The sequence below is a fragment of the Halobacillus sp. Marseille-P3879 genome (genome assembly GCF_900240285.1).
Lineage (GTDB): Bacteria > Bacillota > Bacilli > Bacillales > Halobacillaceae > Halobacillus_A.
Map to the genome: position 1 here is coordinate 909,621 of NZ_OESS01000001.1, position 12,400 is coordinate 922,020.

10 protein-coding genes are annotated in these 12,400 nt (G+C 45.2%); 9 read left to right on the forward strand and 1 reads right to left on the reverse strand.

Annotated features, from left to right (window positions below; genetic code table 11):
• Nucleotides 1–280: 280 nt before the first annotated feature.
• Nucleotides 281–1,234, reverse strand: coding sequence for a nucleoside hydrolase (locus tag C1A12_RS04555; protein WP_101842650.1), 954 nt, complete (start codon nt 1,232–1,234; stop codon nt 281–283).
• Nucleotides 1,235–1,484: 250 nt separating this feature from the next.
• Here C1A12_RS04555 and C1A12_RS04560 point away from each other — a divergent pair, with 250 nt between their 5' ends.
• From C1A12_RS04560 to C1A12_RS04600, 9 genes are all read left to right on the forward strand, one after another.
• Nucleotides 1,485–2,075, forward strand: a complete 591-nt coding sequence (locus C1A12_RS04560) for a YdeI family protein (protein WP_101842651.1) — start codon at nt 1,485–1,487, stop codon at nt 2,073–2,075.
• 149 nt (nt 2,076–2,224) lie between these two features.
• Nucleotides 2,225–2,644: an Rrf2 family transcriptional regulator gene (locus C1A12_RS04565; RefSeq protein WP_101842652.1), complete on the forward strand. Its 420-nt coding sequence runs from the start codon at nt 2,225–2,227 to the stop codon at nt 2,642–2,644.
• Between the two features lie 67 nt (nt 2,645–2,711).
• On the forward strand, nt 2,712–3,299 hold the full coding sequence (locus C1A12_RS04570; protein WP_101842653.1) for a class I SAM-dependent methyltransferase: 588 nt from the start codon (nt 2,712–2,714) through the stop codon (nt 3,297–3,299).
• 181 nt (nt 3,300–3,480) lie between these two features.
• On the forward strand, nt 3,481–4,974 hold the full coding sequence (locus tag C1A12_RS04575) for a helix-turn-helix domain-containing protein (protein ID WP_235001536.1): 1,494 nt from the start codon (nt 3,481–3,483) through the stop codon (nt 4,972–4,974).
• Nucleotides 4,975–5,241: 267 nt separating this feature from the next.
• Entirely contained in the window at nt 5,242–6,822 is a 1,581-nt protein-coding gene (locus tag C1A12_RS04580; RefSeq protein ID WP_101842655.1) for a BCCT family transporter, read from the forward strand.
• A gap of 16 nt (nt 6,823–6,838) precedes the next feature.
• The gene (gene hutH / locus C1A12_RS04585; protein ID WP_101842656.1) at nt 6,839–8,377 is read left to right on the forward strand and encodes a histidine ammonia-lyase; all 1,539 of its coding nucleotides are present in this window, start codon (nt 6,839–6,841) and stop codon (nt 8,375–8,377) included.
• Between the two features lie 29 nt (nt 8,378–8,406).
• Entirely contained in the window at nt 8,407–10,086 is a 1,680-nt protein-coding gene (hutU, locus tag C1A12_RS04590) for a urocanate hydratase (protein ID WP_101842657.1), read from the forward strand.
• Nucleotides 10,086–11,360 (forward strand): imidazolonepropionase, encoded by a 1,275-nt coding sequence (hutI, locus tag C1A12_RS04595; RefSeq protein WP_101842658.1) that lies wholly within the window; start codon nt 10,086–10,088, stop codon nt 11,358–11,360. Before hutU ends, hutI begins: the two co-directional genes overlap by 1 nt.
• Nucleotides 11,357–12,349, forward strand: coding sequence for an agmatinase family protein (locus tag C1A12_RS04600; RefSeq protein WP_101842659.1), 993 nt, complete (start codon nt 11,357–11,359; stop codon nt 12,347–12,349). Before hutI ends, C1A12_RS04600 begins: the two co-directional genes overlap by 4 nt.
• Nucleotides 12,350–12,400: the final 51 nt, after the last annotated feature.

Genomic DNA, 12,400 nt, shown 5'->3' on the forward strand with positions numbered 1-12,400 from the left:
CTTCCTCGCGAAACCCACGCTCGGCGATCTCGGCTCACTCGTTCTTCCGCAGGAGTGGAAGGGGCCCCGCTCCTTAGAATTTTTTTAAATCCAGAAAAAGACTCTCCTCCACCTGGCTCATCTTGGATAGTTTATGGACAATCTTCTTTATGTTCTGGCAGGCAGCTGTCATCAGCACATGTGCGAATATATTTTCCTATTCGGGCGAGTAGCTGGAAGTTCCTTTATTCATTTATAGGCTGCTTTACACCGATGATTCAGTGTTGGTGCTGCTGTCTAGTTAACTCTCATTGGTTAAGACATGAAGCACATTGGTGACAAATATATCCTGGTTTATGCTTAACGCAATACGCGCGCATTTCGGTCCAAAACAATTACTAGTTCCCGGCCTGAAGTCAGCAATACTTTCACCGTAAGCATAGGTGCCTTCATGTTCAACAGTAACCTCTCGTTTGCTGTACTCATACAGACCGCTGATATCAAGCGCGGCCATTAAAGCGGCCAGATCATGTTGAGGAGTTCCAGAAATCCCCGGCTCCAGTTGTTGATAGACCTCATAATAGAAATCTAAGATCGGTTTAATTAACTTTTCTAAAGGTGAATCGGAACGAGCATCAATAAGATTGACCTCTCTTGGGGTCAACAGGGCATTCCTCGTGGCATTTAAAGGTACGATGGTCAGGTTGGCAGCATTTTGACAAATGTAATGAGCAGCAATTGGATCACCGAAAAAGTTTGCTTCCGCTACTTCGGTCGCGTTTCCGGGTTCGTTGAAAGCTCCTCCCATGACATAAGTTTCTTTAACATCTGCCATCACTTCAGGGCTCAAATAATGGGCAATGGCTAAAGAAGTGCACCGTCCCACATTGACGATCGTGACCTCATTACGATGGTCCTTAATTAAGCTGAACAACTTACTGAAATTCGTACGATTAGCATAACGTTCTTCCGGAATGGGAGGGTCAATCGGCCCCAGACCTTCTATGCCGTGAATTTCCGGAAAAAAGTCTGGGTCTTCTCCACTCAGGGGACGTGTCGCCCCAGCGATGACAGGAATATCTGTACGCCCTGCGAGTTCCAATAAGTACTCGACATTCCTAAACGCTTTTTCCCGCTCAATGTTCCCGTAGCCGCTCACCACCCCAATCAGATTGACTTCCGGGCTTTTCAACGCGTAAACGAGCGCAATCGCATCATCTATCCCTGTATCGGCAAATAAGATTATGTTTTTCATTTTTTCACCTCAACCTACATTATGAAAAAAAGACAAGTTTGCTTGTATGTTTGTCCAATTGGTATTTCTTTGTTGTTTTTCTGGGTCTATTAACCTATAAAAGCTGATCGACCTTTCCTGTATATTAGAAGTAATACAGCGCTTATTATGAAGGCGAAAGAATTCGGAGATGATGGTAGAAGAACATTTTACAACCGTTCGAAGCAGTAAGTCAGGAAAAATATAAAAAATGAAAAGGAGTGCTTATATAATGGTAAACAGCAGTAGGAATCCTGAGGTTGATGAATATATAAGGAAAGCTGAAAAGTGGCAGGCTGAATTTAAGAAAATGAGAGAGATCGCACTTGCCTGTCAATTGACCGAAGAAATGAAGTGGAATCACCCTTGCTACACCCTCGATGGGAAAAATATCGTTCTTATCCATGGTTTTAAAGATTACTGTGCTTTTCTTTTTCATAAAGGCGCCCTGCTTAAGGATTCACATGGGATTCTTATTCAGCAAACGGAGAATGTCCAGTCGGCCCGCCAAATACGGTTTACGAATGTGGAAGATATCGTTGAATTGGACTCGATCCTGAAAGCTTATATTGAAGAAGCTGTGGAAGTTGAAAAAGCCGGCTTGAAAGTGGAAAAGAACACCGAAATCGAAATTCCTGAAGAGCTTCAAAATAAATTTGATGAAATTCCTGCTTTACAAACGGCTTTTGAAGAATTGACGCCGGGACGGCAGAGAGCCTACGTTCTATATTTTTCTAAAGCCAAAAGGGCACAAACCCGGGAGTCAAGGGTGGAAAAATGGATTCCGCAGATTCTTGATGGGAAAGGCTTAAATGATAAATAGATAGATTCATCTATAGGAGCGGTTATTCATTAAAAAGTAACCGCCCTTTTTAATGACTGGGGCAGCTTTGTTGACGCGTCTGTAAGAAGATGCTACTATTAAATTATAGATAAAAAGAGTCTCTGATATCTTTATTAAAGGAGCGAATTATGAAATATTCCAAAGCCACCAACTATGCATTACACACGATGGTGTATCTACTGACCTTGCCAAAAGGAAGGACGGTAGGGGTTCAAAGCTTGGCAGAAATGCAGAATCTTTCTTCAACCTACCTGTCAAAAATATTAACCAAACTTGCTAAAGGCGGGTTAATTGAATCCACTCCAGGAGTGAAAGGAGGGTATAAGGTTTCAAAACCGAAAGCTGAAATTTCATTCTTAGACGTCATCCAAACCGTCGAAGGAGAGTCCAATTTATTTAACTGTTCTCTGGATCATAATGAAGACTGCCTGATTGAAAGTGTAATGATAGAGGCTGAGCAAAACATGAAAGACGACCTCGCTGGCAAATTTCTCATCGATATAGCTGAGAAAATGGAGCAAGATTGTGATCACAAGGTCGAAGACTGAGCCAGCTAAGAGATGTTGTGCCGAACTGACTGACTGAAAACTATTAAACGAAAAAAAGGAGAATTATATGAAAAAGTGTAGTAAATCCGATCCTAGGCACCAATTAACCAAAAAGGTAGAGTATTTAGACAGCAGGAAACGAAGAGACCAATTCTCTCCAGAAAGCCTGTTCGAACTGCTCCCTATTCATAAAAACGATACGATTTTAGATATTGGAGCGGGCACAGGATTTTTAACGATACCGGCGGCCAAAGCCACCAACGGCATCGTCTACGCACTGGATATCGATCCCAATATTCTACAAATTGCTGAATCTAAAGCGGAGCAGGAGGAACTTAAAAATATTCGGTTTCTTCAAGGAGAGTTGAGGGATGCCTCTTTATCCAATTATTCACTGGATATCGTACTGGCTTCGTTAGTCCTCCATGAAATCCAGCCTTTGCCTGAAACCTTACAGCGGATCAACCAGGTTCTTAAAGTAAATGGTTACCTGGCCTGTGTTGAATTAGAAGAAGAGGAGACTCCAGATAAAAACCACCCAAGAATCAGCTCCGCCAAAATGGAGCAGGAATTAAACAAAGCGGGATTTAAAGTCAGTAAGAAAGTGTATCCTGCAGCGTCCATCTATGTTTTAATCGCCCAGAAACAACAGTAAAAAATATATTTTTTGTTCTAATTATAGATATTATGAGTATGTAATATATTTAATTGCGCGAGTGCATAGAATCAGAGCGGCTGCCCAACAACAGGGAGCCGCTCTTTTCTTGCTTTTGAGTCAGCGGGGATTGGTGTATAGTTGGGGTATTCAAAGGTTGCTCTAAAAGAAAACAAAGGTGGTGACAGCTTTGAAAATCGTAATAGCCGAAAGGGATAAAAATGAAAGTATTGCCATTGAATGGCTGATTGCTACCTATTCGATTCCAGTGGACGAGGTCTTCATCGCCCACACAGTTAAGGAAACAGTCACGTTACTTGAAAAAGAAATGCCGGATCTCCTGTATCTTGAGCTGGATATGATTTCAAATGAAAACTTGCCCCTGGTGAGAAGGAATGTAAACAAGTATTCCCCCAAAACCATTGCTGTTACGGCAGAAGCTACATTTGAGCGTGCCAAGCAGGCAATTGGATTAGGGTGTGTAGATTTACTCGTTAAACCGCTCGATCCAGTCAATATTAATCAAAGCATCAGGATGGCCCTGTCACTGGCCTCTAAACGAGACAGCATTCCGTCTTCTTCGGCAGCTAACGATGAAGAGGAGTACTCTTATCGGTCGCTGTTTATAGACCGGGATTTAAACCACGGGGACATCGGCTTAATGCTGCTGCATCCAGAAAATAATAAAAAACTCGCAGACTTATATAAGTTTTCGAAATACTTTTCGTTTCGCGAAACCCCGATACTGCTTCCTTTATCAGATATGGTGGTTTGTTTGTTTAGAGAACCAACCCACCATTTAAGAGAAGAAGCCTGGAAAGTTTTAAAAGACTGGGAAGCCACTCATATGGATCCGCTTGCTGCCGTTATCATTCCGCCGAATCATGTCCACAAAACGATCCATGATATGTATTTATCAGCCAGGAGGCTGCTGGATATTACGTTCTTTATCGGCTACAGCCAGGTAATCCTGCCGAATGAAGCTTATGATTCGTGGCATGAGATCGACCCATTTCTCACGTCAGTAGAGCAGCGCGAATGGGTAGAAATGTTAAACAATTTTGATAAACAAAAAATTAAACATACGATGCATCAAGAGTTTTTGCAAATGGAAACTCCATTTCCCAATCCAGAGAAGCTGAGAATCAGACTGACAAGCATTCTGGCCCAGGTGAGGCGATTCATGAAAATCTACCAGCTTGATCAGGGAGAAATGGAAGAGCATTATATGAGAATTTTTTCTGAAATTCTATTTAACCGGGTGTTGTATCGAATTGTGCAGGAAATGCTGCTGTTTCTTTATGAGCTGCTTGACCGTTCGAATACGGGGGAAGTGTTTTCGAAGAAGGACGTGATCGAGAGAGGGATTCTCTATATTGAAAACCACTACGCTGACCCTGATTTAACCTTGCAGAAAGTGGCAGATGCGGTTGGGAGAAGTCCGGCATATTTCAGCCATTTGTTAATGAAAAAGCAAGGAGTCTCTTTCCGGCAGCAATTGGCGAATAAGCGTGTGGAGGAAGCGAAACAGTTGTTAACGGGGACTGAGCTTTCTATTAAAGAAGTTGCTGAACAAGCAGGTTTCCGTCATCCCAGTTATTTTACAAAGTTGTTTAAAGAAATCACTACGATGGCTCCTCGTGAATATCGGGAGCATATGAGGAACAAAACCTAAAGAAAATATAAAAAGACAAAATAATTTATACTATTAAATCAAATTAAAGGAATATTATTGGTATTTTCGAAAGAATTTTATGAATTTCGAAAATTTATCATCTATTTTTTGAAAAATCAATCTTTTATAATTTTTAATAGATTAATATAAAGAAGGATAGGATTATGAATCATTTTATGAAAGCGTTGTCTTAAATCTACTTCTTTATCTTTTTTGATGAGAGGTATAGGTGGGTTTTTCAATTAAACAGAGAAGGGGGATATAAACATGTCACTGGCTGCCAATAAGGAACAGAATACGGAGCCCTCGCTGGAGAAAAAAAATAAAACGAGAAAATCTGTATTTGTTCCGTCATTTTTAATTGTTGGAGGAGGAGCAGTTCTAGGAATTGTAAACAACGAATTGTTAACTGAAATATCTATGAATGGGTTTACCGGATCACTAAAGGGGCTCGGATGGCTTTATCAAATCATCTCGCTTGTGGCCCTGATTATTGTAGGGATCGTAACGTTTTCTAAAATAGGGAATGTCCGCCTGGGCGGAGAAGAGGCTAAACCGAAATTTCCGTTTCGGGCCTGGTTTGCGATGGCCCTGACGGGAGGGATCGCAACCGGAGTCATAACCTATGGGGTTAATGAACCGATTATCTACTTCGGGAACATTTATGGAGAAATGGCCAATACGGGGGTCGAGCCGGGGACTTCGACGGCAGCTTTTTTCGCCATGGGCCGTTCTTTATACAATTGGACCTTTATTCCTTATGCGATGTACTCCCTCAGTGGTTTAGTAGTCGCTTATATGTATTTTAACCGCAAGCAGGAGTTGTCCGTTTCAGGAACGCTGACGCCTTTGTTTGGAAATAAAGTCACAAAAGGAGTGTGGCCGGGCATCATTGACACGCTCGCCGTCTTAGCGATCGCTCTTGGTCTCGCTTCTTCCCTTGGAGCAGGGCTGGCATTAGTAGGCTCTGGCATTGCGACGACATACGGAGTATCTCAGGGACCGGTCGTCTGGTTTATACTGGCGGTGGTTACGACTGGTTTGTTTACCATTTCTGCTTTAAAAGGATTGAATAAAGGAATTCGCCGGATGTCCAGTTTGAATGCGACGGTCTTTTATATCCTTCTCGCTGTCCTCATCGTTATTGGTCCGACCTTATACATCTTAAATTCGACTACAGCTGGGTTTTCCTATTGGCTTGAGAATTTCTGGGGATGGGGACTGGATCCCGGCGTAAGAGGAGGAGAAGCTCTTGTCATGTGGTGGACATTGTATGACTGGGCGATCTGGATTGCTTATGCTCCGCTGATGGGGATCTTTCTCGCGATTATTTCCTACGGGCGGACGATTCGTCAGTTTATGTTCATCAACTGGATATTGCCGGCGGTCTTCAGCATTCTCTGGTTTGGAGTCTTTGGCGGCACAGCCTTGCATTGGCAGGAGAACGGTACCGTCGACCTCATCTCAACGATCGAAGAAAGTGGAGCTGTGGCAGGCTTATGGACATTCTTAGCTAATCTGCCCCTGGCGGCCATCATTATCCCTGTGGTGATGATCGTCCTCATTCTTTCTTTTGCCACGGCAGCTGACTCTATGGTCCGGGCGATATCGACGGTATGTACCGTCAACATTCGCTATGATGAAGAACCGGCAAAATGGAAAATGCTCCTTTGGGCGATTTCCATTGCGACAGTTGCTTTCTTAATGGTTACCTTTGCCGGAGGCGCACAGGGCGTGGACGGTGTGAAATATTTAGCTGCCTTAGGTGGATCAGCTGTGCTGTTTGTTTTTGTCCTTCAGGTTTGTTCTGCCATAAAAATGTTCTTTGTCGATAAAATTGAAAGATAGAAAAGAGGGAGGCTGCATGACAAGTCAACAACTAAAAGGGGTGACTCTTGGGTCTACGATGACTTTAGAAGAGTTTGTCTCTGTAGCACGTGATGGTACGTATGTAGAGTTTTCCGATACTTACCGGCAACGCGTGGAACACTCCCGTTCTCTGCTGAACAAGCGGATGAAACAAGGAAGGGTAATGTATGGAGTCAATACAGGATTTGGCGCTCTATCTACGCAGGTCATATCTACTGATCAAACGAAGCAGTTACAAAGAAATATTCTTCTGTCGCATGCTGCATCCGTTGGAGAGCCTCTTGAAGAAGAATGCGTAAGAGCGATTATGCTTATGGTGCTGCAAAATTTAGGGCAGGGGTATTCAGGAGTTCAACTACGTACCCTTGAAATGTATCGAGAGCTGTTAAACCGCGGGGTTACCCCTTTTGTTCCTCGTGAAGGCTCGGTAGGTTACTTAAATGTAGAAGCCCATATCGCTTTAGTGCTGCTCGGTGAAGGAAAAGCCTGCATAGAAGGAGAGGTCATGCCTGCGAAGGATGCCCTCGCTAAAGCCGGGTTAGAGCCGGTTGAATTGGCTGCTAAAGAAGGACTGGCCTTAATAAACGGAACAACGAGCCCGACTGCAATTGGGGCCCTTGCCTTATACGATATGGTAAAGGCGGCCAAGTCGGCTGATATCATCGCAGCGATGACTTTAGAAGTGTTAAGAGGAACGACTCGTGCTTTAGACGATCGTCTGATGAGTGTGCGCCCGCATGAGCAGCAAAGAAACACAGCTTCCAACATAAGACGGATGCTGGAGGATTCCATGATTGCCAGGCAATCGATCGATCATCGGCTCCAGGATGCCCTGTCCATAAGGGCGATTCCTCAGTTGCATGGAGCGGCGAAGAAAACGCTTTATGATGCCTTATCTACTTTCGAAATAGAAATGAATGCATGCTGTGATAATCCGATTTTATGGCCGGATGAAGAGGACGGGGGTGCGATGTCAGGGAGCAACTGCGACTCCTCCTATATCGGAATTGAGCTGGACTCCGCATGTATCGGGGTAACGTCCATCGCCAAGATGTCTGAAAGAAGAAACAATCGGCTGATCAACACTCATCTTTCAGGCTACCCGCCTTTTCTTATCCAGGGTTCCGGCTTGAATTCAGGCTTGATGATCCCGCAGTACTCCCAGGCTGGATTACTAAATGATATGAGAATGTTATCTCACCCGGCCACTGTGGACAGTATTCCAACCTGTGCGGATCAGGAGGACTATGTAGCCATGGGATACAATTCAGCGAAAAAAGCGCGGGAAGTTGTGAAAAAGCTTGAATATATTTTAGCCATTGAACTGTTGTCTGCCTATCATGCATATCCATTTATTGAAAGCAGCCTCACGCCAGGTTCTGCTTCAAAAGCCGTACTGGAACGTATCGCCCCATCCGTCTCAAGAATGACGGAAGATAAATATTTATATCCTGATATAGAAGCAATAAAAGACTTGATTCATTCAGGAGACATTCTTGCTGTCGTAGAAGAAACAATTGGTGCACTTCACTAAATGACTAAAGTTAAAGGGAGGCCATTTTCATGGTACAGGTAAATAATGATAAAGTGGTTCGTTATCGTGGAACGGAGTTAAATACAAAAGGCTGGCTGCAGGAAGCGGCACTACGCATGTTAATGAATAATTTAGACCCGGAAGTGGCAGAAAAGCCGGAAGAACTCGTCGTGTACGGCGGGATTGGAAAAGCGGCGAGAAACTGGGAGTGCTTCGATGCCATTGTTCACTCATTAAAGGAGCTTGAAGATGATGAGACACTCCTTGTTCAATCAGGAAAGCCCGTCGCTGTATTTAAATCGCACAAAGATGCACCCAAAGTTCTCCTCGCCAATTCAAATATTGTACCTGCGTATGCCAACTGGGATACCTTTCATGAATTAGATAAGAAAGGTCTCATGATGTATGGTCAAATGACTGCGGGAAGCTGGATCTACATCGGTTCACAGGGCATTGTCCAGGGAACGTATGAAACCTTTGCGGAAGTTGGCAAGCAACATTTCAATAACACACTCAAAAATACGATTACAGTAACTGCCGGCCTTGGCGGAATGGGAGGGGCTCAACCGCTCGCGGTCACGATGAACGGTGGTGTTTGCATTGCCATTGAAGTGGATGAGTGGCGGATCGACCGTCGAATTGAAACCCGTTATACCGATATCAAAACCGATTCATTAGATGAGGCCATCCGTATAGCGGAAGAGGCCAAAAGGGAAGGAAAACCATTATCGATTGGTCTTCTGGGCAATGCAGCAGATCTTCTTCCAGACATGATCGCTAAAGGATTTATTCCCGACGTATTAACGGACCAGACCTCTGCTCATGATCCTTTAAATGGCTATGTCCCTTCCGGATTATCACTGGATGAAGCTGACCATCTGAGAGAACATGATGCAAAAAAATACGTCACGTTGTCAAAGGCATCCATGGCAGAGCATGTAAAAGCTATGCTTGAAATGATGGAAAAAGGAGCCGTTACCTTTGATTATGGAAACAACATCCGCCAAGTGGCAGAAGATGAAGGTGTAGAGAATGCCTTTGACTTTCCAGGATTTGTTCCCGCCTACATTCGTCCGCAATTTTGTGAAGGCAAAGGCCCTTTCCGCTGGGCAGCACTTTCCGGGGATCCAGAAGACATTTATAAAACCGACGAAGTGATTCTAAGGGAGTTCAGTGATAATGAACATCTGTGCAATTGGATCCGGATGGCTCGTGAAAAAATCAGCTTTCAAGGACTCCCTTCCCGAATTTGCTGGTTAGGTTACGGGGAGCGAGCCAGGTTCGGGAAAATTATTAACGATATGGTAGCGAACGGAGAATTGAAAGCCCCGATCGTTATTGGCCGCGATCACTTGGACTCAGGCTCTGTGGCCTCTCCTAACCGTGAAACGGAAGGTATGAAGGATGGCAGTGATGCTGTCGCAGACTGGCCGATCTTAAATGCATTGATTAACAGTGTAGGAGGAGCAAGCTGGGTCAGTGTTCATCATGGAGGCGGGGTAGGAATGGGCTACTCGCTTCATGCAGGCATGGTTATTGTGGCAGATGGAACGAAGGACGCAGAAGCCCGTCTTGAGCGGGTATTAACTTCAGATCCCGGGATGGGGATTGCCCGCCATGTGGATGCAGGGTATGAGCTGGCAGAAAATACGGCACGTGAAAAAGGCGTCAATATTCCAATGCTGAACCAACAGGGAGGTGGGAAATAATGACCCAGTCCATTTATATAAGCAACGCTGCTCAATTAATTACGCTTGCCGGTCACTCGCAGAAGCCGGCTGTAAAAGAAGCGATGTCGGATTTGCAGATTATCGAGAACGGAAGTGTATTGATTGAGGACGGAAAAATAACCGCCGTCGGTCCTGATTCTGAACTTCAAAAAAAATACACTGACCGCATCAAAGCTGTGAAAGAAATCGACGCCGCAGGTAAAGTGGTGAGCCCGGGTCTGATTGATCCGCACACTCATCTCGTTCACGCCGGAACAAGGGAAAATGAATACGCCATGCGCCTAAAAGGCAAATCCTATATGGATATTATGGAAGCCGGGGGCGGCATCCATGCTACGACTCGTGCGACACAGAAGGCAAGCCACGAACAGCTTTTCGAGGAATCGATTAGCCGCTTAAATAAATTTTTCCTCCATGGTGTGACCACGGTGGAGGCTAAAAGCGGCTACGGACTGACGCTTGAACATGAGCTCAAACAATTGGAGGTGGCGAAACAGCTCCATGAAAGCCATAACATCGATATTGTTTCCACATTCATGGGGGCCCACGCCGTGCCAATGGATGAGAAAAACAATCCAGATGCGTTTGTGGACCGCGTGATTGAAGAGATGATTCCGGAAGTCGCCAGGCAGGGATTGGCGAAGTTTAATGACGTCTTTTGTGAACGCGGCGTCTTCACTCCAGAGCAATCCCGCCGAATTCTTGAAGCTGGTAAAAAACACGGACTCATTCCAAAAATCCATGCCGATGAAATTGAACCATATGCTGGAGCTGAGCTAGCTGCCGAAGTCGGGGCAATTTCTGCCGACCACCTGCTGCGTGCCTCTGATAAAGGAATTCAAGCAATGGCTGACCAAGGAGTCGTCGGCGTGCTGCTTCCAGGGACCGCGTTTTTCCTGATGGCAGAATTCGCCCGCGGCCGTAACATGATTGATGCAGGCGTACCCGTATCCCTCTCTACAGACGCGAACCCTGGGTCTTCACCGACGATTTCCCTGCCATTCATTATGAACTTAGGATGCCTGATGATGGGAATGACGCCTGAAGAGGTGTTAACAGCATCAACGATCAACGCAGCTCATGCTATTGGAGTAGCAACAGAAGCGGGCAGCCTGGAAGAAGGCAAAAAAGGTGATGTTACCATTTTTGACGTGCCGAACTACATGGTCTTATCCTACCAATATGGGATGAACCATGTCGATACAGTAATCAAAGCTGGAAAACCTGTCGTTGTTGGGGGGCAGCTGCAATGAGCAGCTATCCATACCCTCAACTAGACCGTCCGAAGTTCGTTTGGAATACCCGGACTGAAGCAAAGTCAGATGTGAAGGTCCATGAATGGATTGAGACGTTGACAGAAGAAGAGCCAAATTGGGCAGAGTATGATGTCACAATACTTGGCGTACCGCTTTCCAAGTCGTCCATTAGCTCTTCTTCCGCCAGTGAAAATCCAGATGCCCTGCGCCAAGCATGGAAGGGATTTGGTACGTATAATCTGGACGAAGACATTGACCTGGCCCAACTGCGTATCGTTGACCTTGGAGATGTCGAGCAGCACGTTACAGATATCGCCTATACCCACGAGCGGATTACCGAAGCTATGACCGCGATGCGCTCCCATCATCCTCATACGCTTCCCCTCGTTATGGGAGGAGATCACTCGATTACGGCTCAGCTGGTCAAAGGGTGGAAGCAGTCGCATCAGGAGGAGAAAATCGGCATCCTTCAACTGGATACCCACTTTGATTTGCGGGATCCCTCCACGCTCGGACCGGCAAACGGCACCCCGATCCGACAGCTGCTCGAGGGAGGAGTAGTCAAAGGAGAGCATGTCCACAACATCGGATTGCATGGATTTTTCAATGCCCGCGAATTGAAGGATTTAGCCGATGAAAAAGGCGTTCATTATACTACGATGAAGCAAGCGCGGAGAAAAGGAATCGAAACGACGATCCAGCAAGCTTTAGAAACATTAAATGGAGAAGTAGACACCATTTATTTGACAGTGGATATGGATGTGCTGGACATCACAAATGGACCAGGTGCTCCAGCAGCCACACCGGGTGGCATGTACACCGCTGAGCTATTCGATGCCGTTCAGCTGGCCGGGCAGCATCCAAAAGTGAAGGCCATGGACATTGTCTGTCTTGATCCGCGCAAGGATATCGGCGAAATGCATGTAAAAGCTGCCGTCCATACAATGCTTTCATTTTTAACAGGGTACTGTCAGCGTGAAAAATAACAACAAACCTCAGGTCCTCTGCATGGGCTTGAGGTACATTTTTAAGTTGAA